The sequence below is a fragment of the Streptomyces sp. NPDC015139 genome, assembly GCF_043079785.1.
GTDB lineage: Bacteria > Actinomycetota > Actinomycetes > Streptomycetales > Streptomycetaceae > Streptomyces > Streptomyces albidocamelliae.
Genome location: NZ_JBIBUW010000012.1, coordinates 30,615 through 54,156 on the forward strand (window position 1 = coordinate 30,615; position 23,542 = coordinate 54,156).

Sequence of the window (23,542 nt, forward strand, 5' to 3'; positions counted from 1 at the left end):
GTCATCCCCACCAAACGTTAGCTGCATATGCCAAAGAGACCTTACGGCACACGTGAACAGGGGTGGCGACCCGCCCGCGCCATGGCCCTCGTGGGCCGTGGAGCCGGTCGGTCGACGCCGCGGGCGGCGGGCCGGGTCAGATGACGCTGCGGATCGCCGCCTCGAACCCTGCCACGTGTCCCGAGGCGAGGTCCGCGGCCTTCTCCGCGTCACCGTCGATGACGGCGCGCAGCAGAGGCCCGTGCTCGTGCACATGGCCCGCCAGGCCCGGCAGCCGGTCGAGGAAGAGGCACCAGATGCGTGTGGCCAGGTTGTCGTACCTGATCAGGGTGTCCTCGAGGTAGGGGTTCCGGGTCGCGGCGTAGAGCGCGCGGTGCACGGTCATGTCGAGCCGGATGAGGTCGGCCCCGCGGTCGGACGCGTCCGCCAGCTCTGCGAGCAGTCCTTCGAGGTCCTGGCGGTCGCGCTCGCCGGCGCGCTGTGCGGCCATGCTCGCCGCGAGGGGCTCCAGCTGCTTGCGGACCTCCGAGATGTGCCCGAGGTCGGCGATCTGCACCTCCGTGGCGAAGGTCCCGCGCCGGGGGTAGGAGACGATCAGCCGTTCGTGCTCCAGCCGCTTGAGCGCCTCGCGGACCGGGGTGCGTCCGAAGCCGAGCTCGGCGGCTATCCACTCGTCGTTGATCGGTTCCCCGGGATGGATGCGGAGGGTCACCAGACGGTCGGAGATGGAGCGGTAGGCCTGGTCGGCCAGCGTTCCCCCACCGAGGCCGGGACCGGTGACGGTCGACGAAGTCACCCGGGAACCTCCCTTGACGCTGTCCGACGGCGCTCCTACTGTAGCGCAACAACCGATTGATATATCAGTCAGCTTTCAGTCGCTCACCAGGGAGTTTTCCATGAACGCCCAAGCCACCGGTCAGCGAGCGGCCCGCTCCGCCGTGCTCGGCACCCGGCTGGACGACTTCGATCCCGAGACCGCCGCGGCCATCGACGCGGAGCCGGCCCGGCAGCGCGGCACCCTGGAGACGATCGCCGGCGAGGACGTCGCGCCCCTCGCGGTCGTGCAGGCCCAGGGCTCGGTGCTGACCGACACATACGCCGAGGGCTGCCCCGGACGCCGCCACTACGGCGGCTGCGAGCACGTCGACGTGATCGAACGGCTCGCCGTCGACCGCGTCAAGCAGCTGTTCGGAGCCGAGGCCGCCCACGTGCGGCCGCACTCCGGCGCACAGGCCAACGCGGCCGCCACGGCCCTCCCGCCCGGCTTCGACGACCGGACCGCCGACGCGCTGCGCCACCGCGTCCGGGTCCTGACCGACCGCTTCCCGCTCCACCCCGCCGATCCCCGGCTCGCGGCCCAGGAGGCTGCCCAGTGATGAACCCGCGCGAGAACCGACCGGCCACGCCCGGCGACGTCCTGCCCGACCACCCGGACTTCCTGTGGCGCAACCCCGACCCCGAGCCGTCCTACGACGTCGTCATCGTCGGCGGCGGCGGACACGGCCTGGCCACCGCCTACTACCTCGCCAAGAACCACGGCATCACCAACGTCGCCGTCCTGGAGAAGGGCTGGCTCGCGGGCGGCAACATGGCCCGCAACACCACCATCATCCGCTCCAACTACCTCTGGGACGAGAGCTCCGGCATCTACGAGCACTCGCTGAAGCTGTGGGAGACCCTCGAGGAGGACCTCGGCCACCCCGTCCTCTTCAGCCAGCGCGGCGTGCTCAACCTCGCCCACAGCCTCCAGGACATCCGGGACAGCAAGCGCCGCGTCCACGCCAACCAGCTCAACGGCATCGACGCCGAATGGCTGGAGCCGGACGAGGTCGCCAAGGTCTGCCCCATCGTCAACGTCTCGCCCGACGTGCGCTACCCGGTGCTCGGCGCTACCTACCAGCCGCGCGCGGGCATCGCCAAACACGACTACGTGGCCTGGGGCTTCGCCCGCAGGGCCGACGAGTACGGCATCGACCTGATCCAGGACTGCGAGGTCACCGGGCTCGACATCCAGGGCGGCCGCGTCCGAGGCGTGCGGACCACCCGCGGTGCCATCGCCGCGGGGAAGGTCGCGCTCGCGGGCGCGGGCCACTCGTCCGTGCTGGCGTCCATGGCCGGGTTGCGGCTGCCGCTCCAGAGCCACCCGCTCCAGGCCCTGGTGTCGGAGCTCCTCGAACCGGTGCACCCGACCGTGGTCATGTCGAACGCCGTCCATGTGTACGTCTCCCAGGCGCACAAGGGCGAGCTCGTCATGGGCGCCGGCATCGACAGCTACAACGGCTACGGACAACGCGGTGCGTTCCACATCCTGGAGCGCCAGATGGCCGCCGCACTCGAACTCTTCCCGGTCTTCGCACGCGCCCACATGCTGCGCACCTGGGCGGGCATCGTCGACGTCACCCCGGACGCCTCACCCATCGTCGGCCCGACCCCCGTCGACGACCTCTACCTCAACTGCGGCTGGGGGACCGGCGGCTTCAAGGCCACACCGGGCGTCGGCTGGTGCTACGCCCACACCATCGCCACCGGCGAACCGCACCCCTACAACGCGCCCTTCACCCTCTCCCGCTTCACCACCGGCGCCCTGGTCGACGAGCACGGCGCGGCCGCCGTCGCCCACTAGCCGAGGAGTACCGACATGCAGCTCATCACCTGCCCCTGGTGCGGTGACCGCGAGGAGATCGAGTTCCACTACGGCGGTCAGGCGCACGTCCCCTACCCCGACGACCCCTACGCGCTCGACGACGAGCAGTGGGCCCAGTACGTGTTCTTCCGCGACAACCCCAAGGGCCCCTTCGCCGAACGGTGGGTGCACTCGGCCGGTTGCCGGCGCTGGTTCAACGCCCTGCGCGACACCGCCACCCACGAGTTCCTCGCCGTCCACACCATCGGCGCCGAGCGCCCCTCCATCCCGGGCACCGCACCCGCCGCACCGCAGGCGACGGGCCAGGAGGCCGGCCGATGAACACCCCCTTCCGTGCCTCCGGCCACGGCCACGTCGACCGGGACACCACGCTCTCCTTCACCTTCGACGGCACCGCCTACACCGGTCACCCCGGCGACACCCTCGCCTCGGCCCTGCTGGCCAACGGAGTGCACCACGTGGCGAGGGGCATCAAGTACGGACGGCCGCGGGGCGTCCTCGCCGCCGGAGCCGAAGAGCCCAACGCGCTCGTGCAGATCGAAGCCCCCTTCCCCGAACCCATGCTCACGGCCACCACCGTCGAGCTGTACGAGGGACTCGTGGCCCGGGGCCTGTCCGGCCAGGGCCGGCTCGGCAGCCGGCCGGACTCGGCCCGCTACGACACCATGCACGCCCACTGCGACCTCCTGGTCGTCGGCGCGGGACCGGCCGGCCTGGCCGCGACACTGGTCGCCGCCCGTGCCGGTGCCCGCGTGATCCTCGTCGACGAACTCCCGCGGTCCGGCGGGTCGCTGCTCGGCAGCCGGGACCTCCTCGACGGCGCGCCGGCGACCGTGTGGGCCGACGACGTCACCGCCGAACTCGAAGGCCACGCCGACGTGCGGGTCCTGCACCGCACCACCGCCTTCGGCCACTACGACGACGGACTCGTCCTGGCCCTGGAGAAGCGCACGGACCACCTCGGTGCCGCGGCACCGGCCCACATCTCGCGGCAGCGGGTCTGGCGCATCCGGGCCCGGCAGGTCGTGTACGCCACCGGCGCCTACGAGCGTCCGGTCGCCTTCGACGACAACGACCGCCCCGGCATCATGCTGGCCGGCTCGGCCCGCACCTACCTCAACCGCTTCGGGGTACTCCCCGGGCGGCGGGCCGTCGTGTTCACCACCAACGACAGCGCCTACCCGGCAGCGCTCGAACTGGCCGACGCCGGCGTGCGTGTCGCCGCCGTCGTCGACGCGCGTGAGGAGGTACCGGCGCACTGGCGGACGGCGTGCGCCGAACGCGGTATCGGGGTACGCGCGGGCCACCTGGTCACCGGCACCAGCGGCACCGAACACGTCTCCCGCGCCCACGTCGCCGCCTTCGGCCGGGGCCGCCTCGGCGACCGGCACGGCATCGACTGCGACCTGCTGCTGGTGTCCGGCGGCTGGAACCCCGCCGTGGCCCTGTTCGGCCAGGCCCGCGGCACCCTGCGCTACGACGCCGTATCCGGGGCCTTCGTCCCCGGCCACGGCCCGGACACGGTCCGCACCGCGGGATCGGCCCGCGGCACGTTCACCCTCGCCGGCTGTCTCGCCGACGGAGCGGAGGCGGCCTCGCGAGCCCTGTCGGCCCTCGGCCTGACCGGACAGCCGGTCACCCTGCCGACCGGCGCCCCCCAGCCCGAGGGAGCGCCCACCCGGGTGCTGTGGCGGGTCCCCAGCCCCCAGGAGACACCGGACGGCTCCCACCAGTTCGTCGACCTGCAGCGTGACGCCCTCGTCAGCGACGTCCTGCGGGCGGTCGGCGCGGGCCTGCGCTCGGTGGAGCACGTCAAGCGCTACACCACGATCGGCACCGCCCACGACCAGGGCCGCACCTCCGGCGTCATGACCTCGGGCATCGTCGCCGAGGCCCTCGGGGTGGACGTCGCCGACCTCGGCACCACCAGCCACCGCCCACCGGCCGTACCGGTGGCCTTCGCCGCCCTCGCGGGCCGCAACCGCGGTGAACTGTTCGACCCGGTACGGGTGACCGCCCTGCACCCCTGGCACGTCGAACACGGCGCTCTCTTCGAGGACGTCGGCCAGTGGAAGCGCCCCTGGTACTACCCCCGGGCGGGCGAGGGTATGGAGGACGCCGTGCTCCGCGAGTGCCGGGCCGCCCGTACCGGCGTCGCGATGATGGACGGCTCCACGCTCGGCAAGATCGATGTGCGGGGCCCGGACGCCGGGGTCCTGCTCGACCGGCTCTACACGAACCTGATGAGCACCCTCAAGGTGGGCCGGATCCGCTACGGCGTGATGTGCGGCGTCGACGGCATGGCCATCGACGACGGCACCGTGATCCGGGTCGCCGAGCAGGAGTTCCTGCTGACCACCACCACCGGCAACGCGGCCAGGATCCTCGAATGGATGGAGGAGTGGCTGCAGACGGAGTGGCCGGGCCTGCGGGTGCACCTCACCTCCGTCACCGAGCACTGGGTGACGATCCCTCTGGTCGGTCCCCGCTCCCGCGACGTACTCGCCCTGCTGGCCCCGGGACTCGACGTCGGCAACGACGCCTTTCCGTTCATGTCCTGGCAGGACACCACGGTCGCCGACGTGCCGGCGCGCGTGTGCCGCATCAGCTTCTCCGGTGAACTCGCCTACGAGATCAACGTCCCCGCCTGGTACGGCATCACGGTGTGGAAGGCCCTGTACGAGGCCGGCCGTCCCTTCGGCATCACCCCCTACGGCACCGAGACGATGCACGTGCTGCGCGCCGAGAAGGCCTACCCGATCATCGGGCAGGACACCGACGGCACCGTCACCCCGCAGGACCTGGGCATGTCGTGGGTGGTGTCCAGGAAGAAGGCGGACTTCGTCGGCAAGCGGTCCTTCACTCGCGCGGAGAACAAGCGTGACGACCGCAAGGAGCTGGTCGGCCTGCTGCCGGCCGACGCGGGAGTCCTGCTGCCCGAAGGGGCCCAGATCATCGCCACCAGCGGTGTTCCGGCGCCCCCGGTGCCCATGCTGGGCCACGTCACCTCCAGCTACCGCAGCGACGCCCTCCAGCGGACGTTCGCCCTGGCCCTGGTGCGCGCGGGAACCCGGCGCATCGGCGAAACCCTCTACGTGCCGCTGGACGGCCGTACCGTCCCGGTGACCGTGACCGAACCCGTGCTCTTCGACAAGGAGGGAGCTCGCCGTGACGGTTGAGACACCCACTCGCTTCAGCCCCCTGGCCGAATGGCAGGACCGCCTCGCGGGGCTGCCCTCCGGACTGCGGGTGCGGGAACTGCCCTTCCTGACCCAGCTCGGTCTGCGGACGCAGCCCGGAAGCGCCGCGGCGAAGGCCGTCGAAGCCTGTCTGGGCATCACCCTGCCGGACCCCGTGCGCGCCGAGCTGTCGGGCGACGTCAAGGCGCTCTGGATGGGCCCGGACGAATGGCTGCTGGTGGCGCCGGACGGCCGGCGGCAGGAACTGCTCGCCCGGCTGCGGGACGCCATCGGTGACGACGGCTCCGCCTCCGTCACCGACGTCTCCGCGCAGCGCACCACGCTGGCCCTGTCCGGGCCCCTCCTGCGCGAGGTGCTGGCCCAGGGCTGTGCCGTCGATCTGGATCCGCGGGTCACGCCCGTCGACTCCTGCCCGACCACCCTGCTGGCGCAGGCCCAGGTCACCCTCGTGGTGCGGGACGAGGCGGCCCCTGCCGTCTGGCTGCTGGTCCGCGCCTCCTTCGCCTCGTACCTGGCCACCTGGCTGCTCGACGCCTGTACGGAGTACCGGGGAGGCATCGGATGAGCGTCAGCGTCTTCGACCTGTTCGAAGTCGCCCTCGTGGGCCGGCAAGGCGCCTTGATCGAAGGCCCTGACCCGGGTCGCGTTCAGCGGCGACCGGGGCGACCCGGCCCCCGGCCGTAGCGGCACCCGGTGCACTCGCGGGTCACGGGTCACCCACCACGCTCCCGTGTCGTCCTGGCACACCTGTGCTCAGCAGGACGACGCGGGAGTCGCCGTGCCCGCCGTGTGCACTCCGGTGCGGCTCGGGCGGGCCTGCGTCCGCTAGAGTGTCTACGTCATTGTAGACAGTAAGGTGCCTGCCGATGGACGGCTGAGGGCGCGCCGGTACGCCGCCCACCGCTCTCCCCGCCCGCACACCCGACCCGACGGAGGATCATGCGCCCCAGGATCCTGGTCGTCGAGGACGATCACGCTCTGCGCGACGTGCTGCGCCGCGGCCTGTCCGACGAGGACTTCGCCCCCGTGCCGGCCGCCGAAGGCGCGACCGCCCTGCGGCTGGCCACGGCCGATCTGGCCGCCGCCGTCCTGGACATCGGCCTGCCCGACGCGGACGGAAGGGATGTGTGCCAGGCCATGCGCGCCAACGGCTTCACCGCCCCCGTGATCTTCCTGACCGCCCGGCACCAGCTCACCGACCGCCTGTCGGGATTCTCCGTCGGGGGCGACGACTACCTGCCCAAACCCTTCCACCTCGCCGAACTCGCCGCGAGACTGCGGGCCGTCCTCAAACGGACCCCGGCGACGGCGACCACCACGGGCGACCTGGTCCTGGACGCCGTGGACCACAGTATGAGCGTGCGCGGTGAGCGCAGCGCCCTGTCACCGACCGAGTTCCGGCTGCTGGCCACGCTCGTCGCCGCGGACGGAACGCTCGTACGCCGCCGCGAGCTGCTGCGGGCCGGCTGGCCCGAGGGCGCACAGGTCAGCGACAACACCCTGGACCAGTACCTGAGCCGGCTGCGCCGCAAACTCCGGGAGACCGGCAGCGGCCTCGGCATCGACACGGCGCGCGGGATCGGACACCGCCTGTCGTGAACCATGCCCCGCGTACCCTGCGCCGCCTCGCCCCGCGCACCCTGCGCGGCCGCCTCTCCCTGGTGGCACTGACCACCGCCGCCCTGCTGATGACGATCCTGACCGTGGTGTTCAACGCCGTGACGGACCGGCATCTGCAGCACCAGGCGGACGACGAACTGCGCAGCCGGGCCGCGGCGGTGGCGACGACCGTCGACACCACCGGACCCGGCGTGCGCGTCCTGGAAAGCGTCAACGACCGCCTCCTCGACGCCAACGTGTGGATCTACGCCGGGACCCGGCTGCTGGAGAAACCGCCGTCCGTCACGGCCGGCAGCCCACCGACCCGGGCCGCCGACCGGCTGGCCGCGCAGGGGAGGCATGCCTGCGCGACCGTCGACGCACACGATCACCGGCCCGTCCGGCTGTGCGTACAGCCCCTCGACGGGCGCCGCGCCACCGCCACCGTCGTCACCGCGCTGGACCTGACCCCGTACCGGAGTTCGGCCGATGCCCTGCTGCTGGGGTCGCTCGTCCTGGACGCCGTGATGCTCGGCTTCACGTACGTCCTCACCCGCCTGTCCGTCGGCCGGGCCCTGCGCCCGGTGCGGACGATGACCGACCAGGCCACGCAGTGGAGCGCCGTAGGCTCGGCCGAGCGCTTCGGCAACGAGCAGCACCCGGCCGAACTCGCCCGGCTGGGTACCTCCTTGGACGCGTTGCTCGACCGCATACGCACGGTCCTGCGCCACGAACAGCAGCTGACGGGAGAGCTGTCCCACGAACTGCGCACACCGCTCACCCGGATCATCATGGAACTCGACTGGTCCCGGGCCCGCCCCCGCACGGAGGCCGAGATGCACTCGACGCACGAGGTGATCGCCGAGGCCGCCCGGTCCATGCGCACGATCTGCGACACCCTGCTGACCGACGCCCGCGAGAACGCCGCCGGCCCCGCGACGGCCCCCGGAACCACCGGCGTCCTGCCCGTTCTGGACCGGCTGCTCCGCGACCTCGATGTCCCCGACGGGGTGAAGACCGTGGTGGAGACGGACCCCACCGTGCGCGAGGCCGGGGCCCCGGCGCTGGAGGCCGGGGTCGCCCCCGCTCTCCTCGAACGCATCCTCAGCCCCCTGCTCGCCAACGCCGTCCGCTACGCCCACTGCCAGGTCACCGTGTCCGCACGGCGCGTCCCCGGAGCCGTACGGATCGACGTCGCCGACGACGGCCCGGGAGTGCCGGAGGCGTTCGTCGACGAACTCTTCCAGCCCGGCCGGCGCGCCGACTCCGACGACGGGCACGACGGCGCGGGCCTCGGCCTGTCGCTCGCGCGACGCCTGGCCCGCGCCGTCGGAGGCGAGGTGTCCTACGACCCCGGGCACCGGCCCGGGGCCAGGTTCACGGTCGGTCTGCCCGCCGGGTGACCGGGGCACCCTCCGCCCCGGCCGGCCGGCCGGCGGTCCGGTGCTCCCGCACCTGCGCGTGGGCCATCAGGCCGAACAGGACGGCGAGCAGGACGGCGGACGAGCCCGCGGTACCGAGATCCAAGCCGCCCTTGGCCACCGGCTTGGTGAGGAAGTCGCCCGCGGTGGCGCCCAGCGGGCGGGTGAGGACGAAGGCGATCCAGAACAGCAGCACGTTCGAGACCGCGGGCACCTTCATCAGCGCCACGAGCACGGCGAGCGCGCCGGTCACCAGCAGCGCGCCCCCGGCGTAGCCCAGTCCGGAGCTGTCGGACAGGAAGTCGCCCATGGAGGTGCCGAGGGTGTTCGACACGAGGATCGCCGACCAGAACAGGGCCTCACCCCTGAAGGTGACGATGTCACGGATCTGGAACGTCATCCCGCTCAGCTTCCAGGCGAGGAAGATCGCCAGCAGGACGGAGATCAGGATCGCCGCGCCGGCGGGGTAACCCAGCCCCAGGCCCTGTGGGCCCCAGCCCAGCCTGGTCGCGCCGTTCGCCAGGTACGCGGCGCCGGCGTCGCGGTTCATGAAGTCGGACATCGTGGTGCCGGCCATGCTGGTCGACAGGATCACGGTCCAGTAGAAGAACGGGTGGTAGCGGGACGAGCGCAGCTGGACGACCAGCGTCACCACGAACACCAGGAACAGCGCGATCGTGGTGAGGAAGTAGCCCAGCTTCAGGGTCTGCGCGAAGAGGTCGCCCGCCGTCTCGCCCAGAGTCGTCGCGGCGATCTTCATGACCCAGAACGCGAGCGTCACCTCGGGCAGCTTCTTCATCACCGACTTGGTCGTACTCGACGTGCTCGCCCCATCGAGGTCGGTGAGGACCTCCGGTGTCTCCAAGTCACTTTCTCCTTGCCGGTCGAACGACAGGGCGCCCGCCCCGCGATGCGGGACGAGCGCCCTGTCGGATGAGCGACCGCCGGTGGCGGCCGAGATCCCCGACCCTGGCACAGGAAGCCTGAACGCATCCTGAACATGTGCCGTGCGGCCGGTCAGACCGAGTGCCGTGCGGCGGGCTCCGGCGCGATGACGTCCTTCCGTGTCACTCCGAGGTACACGACCAGACCGAGGACGACCGCGAGGAACAGCACACTGGTGACCACCGTGCCCCCGCCCAGGCCGCCGTCGCCGGCCGGCTGGGAGAGGTAGTCGCCGATCGACGCGCCGAGGGGCCGCGTGAGGATGTACGCGGTCCAGAAGCTCCACACCGCGTCCAGGCCCAGCGCGAAGTGCGCGATCGCCACCCCGGCGATGGCCGCGGCGAACAGCACGGCGGACAGCCAGTACCCGAGGGCCATGCGCTCGGAGACCAGGTCACCGGCGGAGGTGCCCAGCGCGAAGGTGAACAGCACGGCGAGCCAGTAGAAGACCTCACGGCCCGTGGTGTCGATGCTGTGGATGGACAGCGTCCGCTCCCGCCGGTACCAGAGGACGAACACCACCGCGAGGACGATCCCGAACACGGTCGTGGTCGTCTCCAGCGGCACGCCCATGTTGTCGGTGAGGTTGTCACTGATCAGGGTGCCGACGACGCTGATCAGGGCCACGGCGAGCCAGTACACACCGGCCCGGTACGCCCTCGTGCGGAACTGGCCCACCAGTACCACGGCCAGAAGCGCGCTCATCAGCACCGACACACCCGTCAGGCCGAGGCCCGCCTTCTCGCTCAGCAGGTCGGCCGCGGTCTCACCGACCGTCGTGCACAGCACCTTGATGATCCAGAAGTAGACGGTGACCTCGGGCACCTTGTTCCCGCGCGACCGCCGCCGCGCGGGGGAGGAGGGCCCGCCTGCCACGGGGCCGGCGGATGTCTCGGACGTTTCATGGGTCATGGCGCCTGACTGTGCCGTCGCACACCTGAACGCATCCTGACTTCCTCGCCGGCCGCCCCGCGGCGCGCATCGCCGCCGAGCCTCCACCGGCGGGGTGTGTCAGCCGTACGCCTCGGTAGCGCGGCACGGGGCAGGAGCGTCCGTGATCATTCCAGGTGTCAGTGACGTGGGAAGCGCGACCGTGAGGAATGTGCCCATGCTTCGTCCGATCCTCGTTCTCGCCGCGGCGGGTGTGCTGGCCGGTGGAGTGGCGGCCGGCGCCGCGCCCGCGCGGACCGCACCCGGTGCGGCGGGCCCGCGGCCACCCGCGACCTCCCCGCCCCCGCCCGGCGGGGCGGGCGGTGAGGCATGGGCATGGACCCAGCTGACCGGCCGGGGCACCCGGATCCGCTACGTGTCCACCGACACCAGCCAGACGTGCCCCGTCGTGCGCTACACCCTCGGCGCGAGCCGCAATCCGTTCCCCATGACCAGGGTGAGCGTGCCGATGGGATCGCAGTTCCCGACGACCGTCTGTGAACTGGCGGTACCCCTCACGGCCTCCGACGCGGTGCTCGAACAGTCGACCGTCCAGGCGGCCGTACTGCACCCGGCCAACCGGCAGTTGCCCCTCCCGGACTGGAACCGGACCACGCGTCCGCGCCGGATCGCCGTCATCGGCGACGCCGGCTGCGAGGTCCCGACGACGGGCCCCGTGCAGGACTGCGCCAACCACCAGACCGGCTGGCCCTTCCCGAGGATCGCGGCCAGTGCGGCCAACACCACCCGCCCCGACCTCGTCGTGCACGTCGGCGACTACCTGTACCGGGAGGACCCGGCCAGGGAGAACGACAAGGCGGCGAACCCCGGCTGCACCACGACCGCCGACCGGGCCGGCTGGGACTGCGTCGTCGCCGACTTCTTCCGGCCCGCCGAGCCGCTGCTCGCCACCGCGCCCGTCGCGCTGACCCGCGGCAACCACGAGGACTGCAACGCGGCGCAGCAGGGCGGCGCGGGAGGCGCGTGGTTCCGGTACCTCGCCGACGACCTCCGCGCCAACGGCTCGTGCAGCATCTACACCCCCACCACGCCGATCAGGGCCGGAACCCTGAACCTGGTCTCGGTGGACTCCTCCTTCGCCGATCCCGGCGACACGGGAAGCACGACGCAGGCCGGCATCTTCACGCGGCAGTTCGAGGCCGTGAACCAAGCCGCTCAGCAGCACCCCGGCAACGACTACTTCCTGTTCACGCACAAGCCGCTCTGGATGGTGAAGGCCGCCGGCACCCTGCCCCAGAACGTGGAGTCGGTGACCCACGTGCTCGACGCGGCCGTCGCCGGCACCGGCCTGCACCGGCTGGCCGACAACGTACGACTGGTGCTGTCGGGACACATCCACCTCTACCAGATGGTCGACTTCGACACCCGGCGCCCGCCCCAGCTCACCGTGGGCTCCTCCGGCGGGCCGCTGGACAACGGCCCGGACGACACCAAGGTCGTGGGGAAGCTGATCGGCACGCCGCCCCAGGCCGTGCACCAGTCGATCACCCAGGAACAGACCCCGGGAGGGCTCGGCGTCTTCGGATACGCGGTGCTCACCGACAGCGGCGGGACCTGGAGCCTGACCTTCCACGACGCGGCCGGGGCCGTACGCGGCAAGACGTGCGCCCTGAGCACGAGTACGGCGAACAAGTCGTTCGTCTGCCACTGAGGTCCGCGCGGCCACCCGCGCCGAAGGTGGCGCGGCCCGACGCCCGCGTCTAGTCTAGGTAGACCTACCTACCTAGTCTGGACTGTGATGGGCGAGACGGAAGCAGATGTGAGGACCGGCGGCCGCCGCCGGCCGGCCCGGCAGCGGTTGCTGGAGGCGGCGGCCCGCCGCTTCTACGCCGACGGCGTGGCGGCGACCGGCATCGACACGATCACCGCCGAGGCCGGCGTGGCGAAGATGAGTCTCTACAACAACTTCGCCTCCAAGGCCGACCTGGTCAGGGCCTATCTCGACGCCCGGCACGAGGAGTGGCTCGGTCTGTACCGGACCCGGCTGGAGCATGCCGACGGGCCGCGCGAGGGCGTACTGGCGGTGTTCGACGCGTACGCGGACCACGCCGCGTTCACCTACGAGCGCGGCTTCCGCGGCTGCGGACTGCTCAACGCCGCCGCCGAGCTGCCGTCCGGGGACGAGGGCCGAGCTGTGGTCCGCGCCCACAAGGAGGAGGTCGAGCGGCTGATCGCCGGGCATCTCGCGGAGCTGCTGCCCGGGCGCGCCGACGAGGCCCGCGCGACCGCCGAGCATCTGGCCTTCCTGCTGGAGGGCGCGATGGCCCGCGCCGGTCTGGAGGGTGACGACGAGCGGCTACGGCGCGCCCGCTCCCTCGCGGCCGTTCTGCTGGACCGGCTGTGAAGGGCGTGGCCGGCGGCCCGTCCGCGACGACCGGCGCCCTGTGCGTGCTGGCGGCCTCCGTGCTGTGGGGTACGACGGGCACGGCCGCCACCTTCGCCCCCGCCGTGGGCCCGCTCGCGATCGGCGCCGTGGCCATGGGTCTGGGCGGGCTCCTCCAGGCCCTCGCGGCCGCGGGCCCGGTCGCCCGGAGCGCGCCGCGACTGCGCGCCCGGCGCGGGACCGTACTCCTCGGCGCCGTCTCGGTGGCGATCTACCCCCTGGCGTTCTACAGCTCCATGCACCTGGCCGGTGTCGCGGTGGGCACCGTGGTGTCGATCGGCACCGCGCCACTGGCATCGGCTGTGATCGAACGGGTCGTGGACCGTCGCCGGCTCACCCGCCGCTGGATGGTCGCGGCCTCGCTCGGCCTGCTCGGCACGGTCCTGCTGTGCGTCGCGGAAGCCACGCGATCCTCCGGCGGCACGCGACGCTCGTCCCTGGGCGGCACGCTGCTCGGCGTCGCACTGGGGCTCGTGGCGGCCGGGACGTACGCCCTGTACTCCTGGGCCGCCCACCGGCTGATCACCCGAGGGGTCCCCTCCCGTGCGGCGATGGGCGCCGTCTTCGGGCTCGGCGGAGTGCTCCTCGTCCCCGTCCTGCTGGTGACGGGCGGCCCGCTCATCGGCTCCTGGACCAACGCGGCCGTCGGCACCTACATGGCGCTCGTCCCGATGTTCGCCGGCTACCTCCTGTTCGGCTGGGGTCTCGCACATGTGCCGGCGAGCACGGCCACCACCCTGTCCCTGCTCGAACCGGCCGTGGCGGCCGTCCTGGCCGTCCTCGTCGTCGGCGAGCGCCTCCCCGCGGCCGGCTGGGCCGGTGTCGCGCTCGTCGTCATGTGCCTCGCCGTCCTGACCCTCCCGCCAGGTGCCGGCCGCGGCCCGGGCCGACGCGGCCCCCGGCGCACGACAGCGGGGACCCCTTTCGGCGCGGCGGTACGGGACGACCGGGGACACCCGGCGGACGTGGCCGGCGCCCGGCCGGGGTCCGGCGAACGGTGAACAGCCCCTGGTCGTACAACCGTTCGCGCGCGGCGTGAGTCTCCTGCGGTGACCATCAGTTGTACACCAGGGGGTTCCTCCTTGTTCCGCTCGCGTTCGCACGTCCGTTGGGCCCTGCCGCTGACCCTCGGCCTGACCTCCCTCGCCCTCACCGTCCCGGTCGCGTCCGCCGCTCCGCCGAAGGGCACGCCCGTCCGTGACGACTTCAACGGCGACGGCTACGCCGACCTGGCCGTCGGTGCCCCGAGCGGCACGGTCGGCGGCCAGGCCAAGGCCGGATTCGTCACCGTCATGTACGGCGGCCCGCACGGCCTGTCCACCACCCGCCGCACGAACCTCAGCCGGGCCACCACCGGCATCCCCGGCAGTGCCGTCAAGGGGCAGGCCTTCGGGAGCCAGCTGTCCAAGGGCGACCTGGACGGTGACGGCTACGCGGACCTCGTCGTCGGCAGCAGTTCGACGCGGGACGGCGCGGTCGTGGTCTGGGGCGGCCCGCACGGCCTGTCCGGCGGCCGGCCCATCCCGGCCACCTCCACGCAGACCGCCGACTTCGACGGCGACGGGCGCCTCGATCTCGCCGTGTTCCGGGCGGGCTTCGCCCCGGGCGACGACCCGATCGGCACCACCGGGACCATCTGGAAGGGCCCGCTCAAGCGCACCGGTGTCCCGGCCGCGAAGACCCCGCTCGACCCCGGCCATCTGAAGTACATCGACGTCCGGGACGGCGACACCGGCGACATCAACGGCGACCACCGCGCCGACCTGGTCGTGACCGAGTACTGCGGCGACGGCAGCTACTGCAGCACGCTCTACCTGAGCGGCCCCACCGGCCTCAAGCGCGTCACCGACCAGCACCCGGAGGGCGACGGCGCGGTGGCGATCGGCGACGTGAACGGCGACGGGTACGACGACCTCCTGACCGGTTCGGAGAACGACAACTCGGTCTCGGTGATGTACGGCAGGGCCGGGGGCCTCGGCGGGGAGGGGACCTGGGCGACGTTCTCGCAGGACACGCCCGGGGTCCCCGGCAGCCGCGAGGAGGACGACCGGTTCGGGGCGTCGATCGCCGTCGGGGACATCACCGGTGACGGCATCGACGACGTGGCGGTCGGCGTGCCCGGCGAGAACGACATGGGCGTGGTCAACGTCCTGCGCGGCAGCCGTGCCGGTCTGACCGGTGCCGGCGCCCGGTCGATCGGGCAGAACACCCCGGGTGTCCCCGGCACCGCCGAGAAGTACGACGCCTTCGGCGCCACCGTCCGGCTGCTCGACACCGACGGCAACGGCCGTGCCGACCTGGCCGCCGACGCGCCGTGGGAGGACAACGGCAACGGCGCGGTCTGGGTGCTCCGCGGCGGCCCGTCCGGCGTGGTCACCGACAACGTCCTCAGCTTCGGCGGGAAGGCGGTCGGCGCGCCGTACGGCAAGGCGGCGTTCGGCGCCGAGCTGAAGTAGACACGCGGGTTCGTGGAGGGGCGCCGGGGTCGTACCGGCGCCCCTCTCCGCGTGTTGCGCAAAGCAACCAGAACGAACACGACCTCACAGCCGGCAAGGTCTGTACCAAGAAAGTGAAACAAATATTGACGCCTTCGAACAGGCTGCGTAGGTTCCCAGCCGATCGAAGCGTGGCGCGAGCCCGTCGATGCGTGACGCCGTCCTGTATGCGCCCCACCCGCTCCAGGTTCGACTCCCGAGGAGAAATGTCATGCTCACAACAAGATCGGCTCTCGTCGCGAGGGCCTTACGGCGGGCTGCCGCCTCCGCCCGCCGTCTGGCGAGGGCCGCGACGATCGCGGGGTCGGCTCTGACCCTCGCCCTCGGCGTCCTGATCGGTTTCCCCGCGACATCGCAGGCGGCGGGCTCCCTGCCCTGCGACATCTACGGCGGCGCCGGTACGGCCTGTGTGGCCGCGCACAGCACGGTGCGCGCCCTGTACGCCGCCTACAACGGCCCGCTGTACCAGGTCACCCGTGCCTCGGACGGCGCGAAGGCCGACATCGGGCTGCTCTCGCAGGGCGGATACGCCGACGCGGCCCAGCAGGACAGGTTCTGCGCGAACACCACCTGCCGCATGTCCAAGGTCTACGACCAGAGCCCGCGCCACAACGACCTGCTGCCGGGACCGGCGGGAACGGCCGGCGGCGTCGACCGCGGTGCCGACGCCGGTGAGGTCTCCGTGACCGCCGGAGGTCACAAGGTGTACGGCATCTGGATCTCGCCCGGGGTCGGCTACCGCTACACGGGACGGGCCTCCGGCGTCGCGGTCGACGGGCAGCCCGAGGGCGTCTACATGGTGGCCAGTGGCACCCACGTCGGCTCCGACTGCTGCTTCGACTACGGCAACGCCGAAAGCACCCCGGCCGACACCGGCAACGGGCACATGGACGCCGTCAGCATCGCGACCACGTGCTACTTCGCGCCGTGCACCGGTTCCGGCCCCTGGGTCGAAGCCGACCTGGAGAACGGCTTGTTCCAGGGCGACAACGGCTCCAACACCGCCAACCGCGGCAACAACAGCGCCTTCGTCACGGCAGTACTGAAGAACGACGGTCGGACCAAGTACGCCCTCAAGGGTGGCAACTCCCAGGCGGGGGCACTGACGACGTGGTGGGACGGCGGACTGCCCACGCGCGGCGGCTACCGGCCCATGCGGCAGGAGGGCGGCATCATCCTGGGCATCGGCGGTGACAACAGCAACCGCAACCGGGGAACCTTCTTCGAGGGGGTCATGGTGGCGGGCTACCCGACCGACGCCGCCGAGAACGCGGTCCAGGCCGACATCGTCTCGGTCGGCTACTCCGGCCGCACGGACGTACCCAACGGCCCGCAGGGAAGCGTCACGGGCCCCGGCGGCAAGTGCGTCGACGTCGCCGCCGACGACACCGGCACCAACGGCACCGCGGTCCAGCTGTGGGACTGCCAGACCTATGCCGAGGACCAGCACTGGACGCACAACGCCGACGGCTCGCTGTCCACGATCGGGCGGTGTCTGGACGTCGAGGGCAACGGGACGGCGAACGGTGCCGAGGTCGAGTTGTGGGACTGCAACGGGGTGGGCGGTCAGAAGTGGGTGCAGCAGGGCGACGGTTCGCTGCTGAATCCGCAGTCGGGGCGCTGCCTCGACGCGCCCGGCGGGGCGACCGCGAACGGCACCCGGCTGCAGATCTGGGACTGCAACGGCGCCACCGCCCAGAAGTTCGCGCTGCACTGACGCACCCGTCCCCGCCGTCCGGGCACCCGCGCGGTGCCCGGACCGCCCACCCCGGCGGGCACGGCCTCACCCCACCGCGCCGCTCACGCGGGACTTCGCGGATGGGTCGCCGTGGTGGCGCGGGGCGGCCAGACATGGGGGGAGAGGATGCCGAGCGCGTAGGCACGGGCGACGAGGGCGGGGCGGGTCGGTGCGTCCAGCCGGTGCCGCAGCCGCCCCAGGTGATAGTCGATGGTCTGCCGCGACAGGTGCAGGGCCTTGGAGATGTCCACGTTGTTGTGGCCGGCGGCCAGCAGGGCGAGAATGCGCACCTGAGTCGCCGTCAGCGGGGGCTGCGCCTCGTCGCGTAGGCCCAGTTGGGTGATGACGGCCCATATGTGAGGGCGGCGTTCCGGGGCGTGACGACTGGCGCTCAGGCAGACCCAGGCCCGGCGCCGGCGCTGGTCGCCGTCGACGATGACCGCGCTGGTGCGCACGCTTCTGCGGCGGCCACCGACGAGGTCGCCCCAGACGCGGTGCAACGCGGTCCGCTCCGGCGTCGGCGCCAGATGGCGGTCGGCGGGGTGTCCGACGAGGTCACGCAGGCGTACCCGCAGCACCTCGGCGACGGCGGCGCTGGCCTCCCCGACCACTCCGTCCGCCGACAGACGCAGACACGGGAGACCGCTGTGGTCCCGCAGCGCGCGGAGGTCCTCCTCGGCCCGGCGCCGTTCGTCCAACGCGTGGACGTAGTCGGTGATGTCGACGTAGATGCCCGCCACACAGGGGGAGCCCCAGCGCACGGGGAAGCGGTAGCCGGCCGCGTGGCCCGGGGAACCGTCCGAGCGCTGGTAGACCAGCGTGTGCCGCACGGGGTGGCCACGGGTGAGCACCTCCTCGTCGAGGGCGAGGAACCGGGCCGCGTCGTCGGGCTCGTCGAAGTCGGACAGGTGGCGCCCGATCAACGTGTCCCGTGTGGTCCCGTACATGTGGGCGTACGCGTGGTTGGCCCAGACGTAGCGGCCGTGGGGATCGCGGACGAACACCGCTGCCGGGCTCAGATCGGCGAACGGCAGGGTCTGGTACGCGCCGTCGTCCGGCAACCGCGACGGACCGGCGCGCTCGGCGCACAGGGCTGCCAGGAAGCGGCGGGCGGTGCGCTCGTCGGCGAACGCACCACCCCCGCTCCCGACCGGACCCGCGCCGCGGTCGATCTCCCGCCAGGACACGGGGAAGGACGCCAGCAGCGTGTGGAAATCGGCCTCGTCCATCAACAACTCCTCCGCCGTACCGACTCGCTCACTGTGCGTCACATACCACGCGTGTCCTTTCAGGTGGGTGCCGGACCGGCCAGTTCCGGCCAGCCGAAGTCGCGGCTGCGCGGCCCTGGCCCGCACCCGTGGCGGATCACGGGCGGGGTGCCGCTCCCTCGTCGACCGGCAGGGACACCGGCTGCTCGGGTGGCAGGGGTGCCGCACGGGTGCCGGAGCCGACGGAGGAACCGGCGGAGAAGGCGGCTCCCTTCGCCCGCCGGGCGGCCTTCTCCGGGCTCATCCGGTGCAGGGCGATGTGGATCGCCGGTATGAGCACACAGGTGACCGCCGCGCTCTGCCACAGCAGCGCGTCCAGCCGCCCCGCCGCCAGGTACGCGCCGGCGGCGACCGCGGCGATCGCACACACACCGCGGTCGACGATGCTCTCCACCGACAACAGCGTGGCACGCGGTGCGTCGAGCGCAATGGCGTCGTTGACCAGCTTGCGCTGCACCGGATACACGAACCCGGTGATCGCGGCGAACGCGCACAGAAGAGCGATCACGGCCCACGGCCCGCCCAGGGCCGTACCGGCGAGTGTCGCGGCGAGCGCCACGCTCAGCACCGACACCCACGCCATCGGCGACAGCCGGCGGCCCAGCCACTGCGGACGGCCCGAGGCCACGGCCTCGGCGACCGTCATCGCCGCCAGCACACTGCCGTGCGTGCTCTCCCCGACCCCGTGCTCCAGCAGCACCGGCTGGAACAGGTTGACCTGACAGATCCGGGACAGCGTGAACACCGCCACCCCCTGCACCATGAGCAGAGCCAGCCACGGCGAAGCCCGCAGGGCACGCAGCGCGGCTCCCGAGTCGCGCAGCAGGGAGCCACGCCGGCCCCGCCGGGCGTCGGCCCCGGCGTCCGCGCCGCCCGGAGCCAGCCGCGGCAGGGCGAGCGCGCAGCCGAGCGAACCGGCCGCGCTCGCCGCGCTGAGCACGTACGGGGCCTGCGGTGCCAGCGCCATCAGCGGCCCCACCAGAGGCCAGCAGATGACCTTGGCGGCGAGTCCGAGCGCACGGGCCGTACCCTCCGCCCGGAGGTAGTGCGACTCCGCCCGCTCGGCACGCAGCCCCTCGTAGAGGTAGGCGCTCGCCGCGCCCGACGTCAGCGAACGGCCGGCGGCGATGGCCAGGAAGTGCACGAGGAAGCCCGGGTACGACGCCGACACCACGGGCACCAGATTGGCCGCCGTCATGACCACGGCGCCCGCGCGCAGACAGTTGCGGGCGCCGATACGGTCGGCGACCACTCCCGTCGGTATCTCGAACAGGCAGAACGCGATGTAGTAGATGCTCTGGATGCCGAAGATCTGGCCGTCGGACAGACCGGCGTCCCGCTGGTAGGCGTAGAAGACGGGCATCCACCACAGCAGGTTGAACAGCAGCTGGAAGCCGTTGTTGAGACGGATGATGTGCCGGGCGGCCGGGGGTGCGACCGCCGCGGTCTTCCGGAAGGGCAGGGCGGACATACGGTGCCTCACCGGGCGTAGGGGCGGATCTGGACCAGCCGGAACGCGCCCTCGGCGGTCATCAGCCATTCGATGTCCAGCGCGTCGTCGGGATCCTCCGCGCTGAAGTGCGACTGCAACAGACGTCCCGTCAGGGCGAGTCGGGCGAGCGCCGCCCGAGTCGGCCCGGGGAGGTCCACGCCCGACGAGCCGACGTCGACGGTACGACCGCCGCCCTCCACGGTGTTGTACAGGTACTGGTGCGGCAGGACCGTACCGTCCACCACCCGCTCGGGGGAGTCGGGCGCGCAGTTGAGGTACACGTTGCGGAAGTCCTCGCGGCGCGTGGGATTGCAGGTCACCAGCACACCGCCGAGGCCGGCGGGCACGTACTCCTGGACGATCACGCCCATGTAGGTGTCGTCCAGGGAGATGCCGACCTGGTGCCGCAGGCGCACGCTGCGCGGCGAGAGCAGGGAGGCCCACACCTGCCGGACGGCGTCCATGAGCTGATCCTCGCCCTGCACCGTGGTGACGGAGTCGTAGATGCCGGCGGCGGAGAAGCCGGGCAGGTCCTCCGCGTTGGAGGAGGAGCGCACCACCAGCCGGCGGCCGTCCGCCAGAGCGGCCGGCACCGCGCCCGTGATCATCCGGGCGACCTCCTTCGGCATGGGGGTGCCGTGGATCAGACGCTGCAGGCCCAGGCAGAGCGAGTCGATGACGTCGAACGCCTCCAGTTCGAGGGCCATCTTCAGCTTGCCGATGCCCTGTTGGAGCGCGGGCGAGGAGGTGAGGAAGAGGTGGTGCAGCCGGAAGGGCAGGGCCACGCCGTCCGGCGCCCGGACGGTGTCCGCCACGCGCTCGGCCGCGGCGGCGCGCAGCCGCTCCGGCGACGGGTCCGTCTCACCGAGACGGGCGGCGAGGTGGGCGAGCAGATGCGGCCGCGGCGGGCGCGGACGTGCGTAGAACGCGGTCAGATCGGCGGTGCGGCTGTCCAGGACGTGGTGCAGCTCCCCGAGGTTGGCCGCTTTGGTCCCGTAGCTGTCGCGGTCGGTCCGCCGCAGCCGGTGCAGAGCCAGGACGGGCGCCTCCTCCAGCAGCGGCGCCCCGATGCGGATGCGCTGCTGATGCCAGACGGGCCGGTCCAGAGCCGGTGCGCCGGGCAGCCGCTCCAGCGTGATCGCGTCCTCGCGGACGCGGTAGCGCACCCAGGCGCCGTCGAGACCGTCCCGCTCCACGAGCGCGTCGAGGTCACGGACGATCGCGTTGGGAATGGCCCAGCCCGAGGCGAGGACGTTGGTGTGCGAAAGCGGTGTGATGGGGGCCGTGTTGACGAATCCGGCGACCCGCGGCACGTCGTCCGGCAGGCACGGCATGGCGACGATGTCCGACCAGCCGAGTTCGGCGGCCGCGGCCGCGTACTCCGCCGTGCTGCGGAAGTACCGCAGCCGGCCCTCCGCCTCCCCGGGGTTGAGGCAGGTCCGGGTCCGGTTGCCGAACAGCTCGTGGCTGAGGATGCGCGGCACCCGGGCCTCACCGATCGAGGCCAGCTCCTGTTCCTGCCCGTGATTGGCGGGCTTCAGCAGCAGCGGCAGCCGCCCGTCGACCCGCCCGCGCACATAGGTGTAGAACTCCTCCAGCAGCGCACCGCTCATCGTGTCGGCCTCGGTCGTCTCCAGCACGAGGAAGGGCCGCTCCAAGCCGTCGGGGTCGTCGTCGGTGTGCAGGGACAGCACCCCGAGCAGGAAACGGCGCTCCGGGGCCATGTACACGGAGGCGTTGAACCCGTCCAGATCCGCGTCGAGTTCGTCGAGCGTCATACCGAGGATCCGGGTGGCGATGTAGTTGACGTGAAAGGGGTGCACCCGCGTGTCGAGGAGATGCCAGGTGTCCTCGGACCGGTCCAGCACCACCTTCAGGTACGGATGACCGGCCAGCACCCCGGACAGCGTCCGGAACAGCGGCAGCGACAGGTTGGCGCCGACGACGGTACGGTCGCCCGCCGCCTCGGGCAGGCCTGCCGGGTCCACGGCGAGCGTCATGCCCGTGCCTCCCCACCGATGCGCGCGGGCAGGATGTGCGGCAGCGCGTCCACCAGGGCCGCGAAGTCGCGTACGACGCTCTGCGGCCGGTCGGCCGACAGCAGGCACAGGCCCGCCATGGTGTTGGCGCCCGCGGCGGGGTCGTAGACCGGCACGGGGGTGCCGTCCGGCAGGGAGCTCTCCGCGACCACGGACAGCGTGCTGCCCGGGCCGAGGGGCGCGGACCGCACGACGGCGGACGCGTCCCAGACGTGCCGCTGCGGCCACGCCTTGCCGTCGCCGTCCACCGCGAGCACGACCAGGGACCCGGCCGCGCCGTCGGCGTCGTCGGGCGTCAGGACGCGTGCGGGCCAGTCCGGCGACCTGCCCAGCAACTGGTCGGTGAACAGGCCGACCAGGTCGAGTCCGAACACCTCCTCGATCTGCGGCACGGTCATCGCGCCACCGAACCGGGCGGCGGTCTCGATGACCCACATACGGCCCTCCGTGCCCAGCTTGATCTCGGTGTGGGTGCCGCAGTTCTCGAGTCCGAGCGCCGCCACGGCCCGCCGGGCCAGCTCCACGATCCTGTCCTGCGCCTCGCCGCCGAGAGCGGCCGGAGTGATGCCCGCGCGCTCGGTGAAGGGGGAGATCGTCGGCATCCGGCCGCTGAGGCACACCGGCTGGAAGACGCCGTCGACCACGACGCCCTCCACACTGACGTAGTCACCCCAGCCGGGGCCGTCGAACCACTCCTGCGCGCAGCCGCTGACGATCTCCTCGACGATGAAGTCCTCGCCGGCGCCGGTGACATGCAGTTCCGCGAAGCCGAGCCGGGCGGACTCCGTCATCACCGCACCCGAACGCGCCCAGGCGCCGTGCAGATCCTCGGGCGTGTCGATGATCTGGTGCGCGGTGGAGCCGGCGCTCCAAGCCGCCTTCAGGAGCAGCGGGTACGTCAACTCCATGCCCGCCGCGTCGAGTTCGGCAACGGTCCGCACCCCGCGGAACCGGGGCTGCGGGATGCCGTGCCGCTCCCAGGCGGCACGCATCAGCCGCTTGTCCCGGGCCAGCGTCGCCGCCGGCCCGGGACCCTTCAGCCCGAGCCGCCGTGCCGCCTCGGCGACAGCGACCACCGCGTACTCGGAGAACGTGATGACGGCCTCGGCGCCGACCTCGCGGGCGCGGTCGGTGATGAGTTCGACGAGGTCGACGCCGTCGGCGTCCCGGACGGTGACGGCCGTGGCGCACAGCCGGGCGGCTTCCGCCGTGACGGTGGCGGGCAGTTCGCTGAGTGCCAGCAGGTGCACCGCGGACCTGGCGGCCACCCGCGACAGGGCGTGTCCCACCGGGGGGCCGCCCTTGGCATGCACGTACAGCACCTTGCTCACGAATACCCAACTCCTCTGCTGGTCGGTCCCTGCGCG

General features: G+C 72.3%; 16 protein-coding genes and 2 pseudogenes. 11 read left to right on the top strand and 7 right to left on the bottom strand.

Features of this window, described 5'->3' with window-relative positions; translation table 11 throughout:
- Nucleotides 1–136: 136 nt before the first annotated feature.
- Nucleotides 137–796, bottom strand: a complete 660-nt coding sequence (locus ACF08B_RS28825) for a GntR family transcriptional regulator (protein ID WP_392320064.1) — start codon at nucleotides 794–796, stop codon at nucleotides 137–139.
- A 100-nt stretch (nucleotides 797–896) separates the two neighbouring features.
- Here ACF08B_RS28825 and ACF08B_RS28830 point away from each other — a divergent pair.
- From ACF08B_RS28830 to ACF08B_RS28855, 6 genes and pseudogenes are all read left to right on the top strand, one after another.
- Nucleotides 897–1,265 (top strand): annotated as a pseudogene (locus ACF08B_RS28830) (serine hydroxymethyltransferase); the annotation flags it as partial.
- 110 nt (nucleotides 1,266–1,375) lie between these two features.
- Nucleotides 1,376–2,623, top strand: a complete 1,248-nt coding sequence (locus ACF08B_RS28835) for a sarcosine oxidase subunit beta family protein (RefSeq protein ID WP_392320065.1) — start codon at nucleotides 1,376–1,378, stop codon at nucleotides 2,621–2,623.
- A gap of 15 nt (nucleotides 2,624–2,638) precedes the next feature.
- A pseudogene (locus ACF08B_RS28840) lies at nucleotides 2,639–5,823 on the top strand (sarcosine oxidase subunit delta family protein).
- Nucleotides 5,813–6,409 carry a sarcosine oxidase subunit gamma gene (locus tag ACF08B_RS28845; protein WP_392320066.1) on the top strand — a complete coding sequence of 199 codons (597 nt, stop codon included), beginning with the start codon at nucleotides 5,813–5,815 and terminating at the stop codon, nucleotides 6,407–6,409. The pseudogene ACF08B_RS28840 and the gene ACF08B_RS28845 overlap by 11 nt, the downstream one beginning before the upstream one ends.
- A 374-nt stretch (nucleotides 6,410–6,783) precedes the next feature.
- A complete protein-coding gene (locus ACF08B_RS28850) occupies nucleotides 6,784–7,443 on the top strand; it encodes a response regulator transcription factor (protein ID WP_392320067.1) in 660 nt (219 codons plus the stop codon).
- Nucleotides 7,440–8,846, top strand: a complete 1,407-nt coding sequence (locus ACF08B_RS28855) for a sensor histidine kinase (RefSeq protein WP_392320068.1) — start codon at nucleotides 7,440–7,442, stop codon at nucleotides 8,844–8,846. Before ACF08B_RS28850 ends, ACF08B_RS28855 begins: the two co-directional genes overlap by 4 nt.
- On the opposite strand, the gene ACF08B_RS28860 is transcribed toward ACF08B_RS28855, so the two are convergent.
- Both ACF08B_RS28860 and ACF08B_RS28865 read right to left on the bottom strand, forming a co-directional pair.
- Nucleotides 8,821–9,729, bottom strand: coding sequence for a hypothetical protein (locus tag ACF08B_RS28860; RefSeq protein WP_392320069.1), 909 nt, complete (start codon nucleotides 9,727–9,729; stop codon nucleotides 8,821–8,823). The two genes, ACF08B_RS28855 and ACF08B_RS28860, sit on opposite strands and share 26 nt — an antisense overlap.
- 152 nt (nucleotides 9,730–9,881) lie before the next feature.
- Nucleotides 9,882–10,721, bottom strand: coding sequence for a hypothetical protein (locus ACF08B_RS28865; protein WP_392320070.1), 840 nt, complete (start codon nucleotides 10,719–10,721; stop codon nucleotides 9,882–9,884).
- A 196-nt stretch (nucleotides 10,722–10,917) separates the two neighbouring features.
- On the opposite strand from ACF08B_RS28865, the gene ACF08B_RS28870 reads away from it, so the two are divergent.
- The 5 genes from ACF08B_RS28870 to ACF08B_RS28890 all read left to right on the top strand — a co-directional run bounded on the left by ACF08B_RS28870 (nucleotide 10,918) and on the right by ACF08B_RS28890 (nucleotide 17,355).
- A complete protein-coding gene (locus ACF08B_RS28870) occupies nucleotides 10,918–12,411 on the top strand; it encodes a metallophosphoesterase family protein (protein WP_392320071.1) in 1,494 nt (497 codons plus the stop codon).
- A gap of 87 nt (nucleotides 12,412–12,498) precedes the next feature.
- Complete coding sequence (locus ACF08B_RS28875) at nucleotides 12,499–13,104, top strand: TetR/AcrR family transcriptional regulator (RefSeq protein ID WP_392320072.1); 606 nt, start codon at nucleotides 12,499–12,501, stop codon at nucleotides 13,102–13,104.
- Nucleotides 13,101–14,144, top strand: a complete 1,044-nt coding sequence (locus ACF08B_RS28880; RefSeq protein WP_392320073.1) for a DMT family transporter — start codon at nucleotides 13,101–13,103, stop codon at nucleotides 14,142–14,144. Before ACF08B_RS28875 ends, ACF08B_RS28880 begins: the two co-directional genes overlap by 4 nt.
- Nucleotides 14,145–14,225: 81 nt before the next feature.
- Entirely contained in the window at nucleotides 14,226–15,599 is a 1,374-nt protein-coding gene (locus tag ACF08B_RS28885; protein WP_392320074.1) for an FG-GAP-like repeat-containing protein, read from the top strand.
- A gap of 250 nt (nucleotides 15,600–15,849) precedes the next feature.
- The gene (locus ACF08B_RS28890; protein ID WP_392320075.1) at nucleotides 15,850–17,355 is read left to right on the top strand and encodes an arabinofuranosidase catalytic domain-containing protein; all 1,506 of its coding nucleotides are present in this window, start codon (nucleotides 15,850–15,852) and stop codon (nucleotides 17,353–17,355) included.
- 83 nt (nucleotides 17,356–17,438) lie between these two features.
- Here the strand turns inward: ACF08B_RS28890 and ACF08B_RS28895 are convergent, their stop codons facing one another.
- The 4 genes from ACF08B_RS28895 to ACF08B_RS28910 form a co-directional block, all read right to left on the bottom strand.
- Complete coding sequence (locus ACF08B_RS28895) at nucleotides 17,439–18,605, bottom strand: PAS domain-containing protein (protein WP_392320076.1); 1,167 nt, start codon at nucleotides 18,603–18,605, stop codon at nucleotides 17,439–17,441.
- Between the two features lie 136 nt (nucleotides 18,606–18,741).
- Entirely contained in the window at nucleotides 18,742–20,115 is a 1,374-nt protein-coding gene (locus ACF08B_RS28900; RefSeq protein ID WP_392320077.1) for an MFS transporter, read from the bottom strand.
- Between the two features lie 8 nt (nucleotides 20,116–20,123).
- Nucleotides 20,124–22,136, bottom strand: a complete 2,013-nt coding sequence (locus tag ACF08B_RS28905) for a PEP/pyruvate-binding domain-containing protein (protein WP_392320078.1) — start codon at nucleotides 22,134–22,136, stop codon at nucleotides 20,124–20,126.
- Nucleotides 22,133–23,506, bottom strand: a complete 1,374-nt coding sequence (locus ACF08B_RS28910) for an acetyl-CoA carboxylase biotin carboxylase subunit family protein (RefSeq protein ID WP_392320079.1) — start codon at nucleotides 23,504–23,506, stop codon at nucleotides 22,133–22,135. The genes ACF08B_RS28905 and ACF08B_RS28910 overlap by 4 nt, the downstream gene beginning before the upstream one ends.
- Between the last annotated feature and the right edge of the window lie 36 nt (nucleotides 23,507–23,542).

Bases quoted from the DNA above. Each gene is read 5' to 3' on its own strand.
- ACF08B_RS28835 (WP_392320065.1), top strand. From the start codon at position 1,376: ATGAACCCGCGCGAGAACCGACCGGCCACGCCCGGCGACGTCCTGCCC.
- ACF08B_RS28875 (WP_392320072.1), top strand. From the start codon at position 12,499: ATGGGCGAGACGGAAGCAGATGTGAGGACCGGCGGCCGCCGCCGGCCG.
- ACF08B_RS28900 (WP_392320077.1), bottom strand. From the start codon at position 20,115: ATGTCCGCCCTGCCCTTCCGGAAGACCGCGGCGGTCGCACCCCCGGCC.
- ACF08B_RS28890 (WP_392320075.1), top strand. From the start codon at position 15,850: ATGCTCACAACAAGATCGGCTCTCGTCGCGAGGGCCTTACGGCGGGCT.
- ACF08B_RS28850 (WP_392320067.1), top strand. From the start codon at position 6,784: ATGCGCCCCAGGATCCTGGTCGTCGAGGACGATCACGCTCTGCGCGAC.
- ACF08B_RS28870 (WP_392320071.1), top strand. From the start codon at position 10,918: ATGCTTCGTCCGATCCTCGTTCTCGCCGCGGCGGGTGTGCTGGCCGGT.
- ACF08B_RS28895 (WP_392320076.1), bottom strand. From the start codon at position 18,605: ATGGACGAGGCCGATTTCCACACGCTGCTGGCGTCCTTCCCCGTGTCC.
- ACF08B_RS28905 (WP_392320078.1), bottom strand. From the start codon at position 22,136: ATGACGCTCGCCGTGGACCCGGCAGGCCTGCCCGAGGCGGCGGGCGAC.
- ACF08B_RS28865 (WP_392320070.1), bottom strand. From the start codon at position 10,721: ATGACCCATGAAACGTCCGAGACATCCGCCGGCCCCGTGGCAGGCGGG.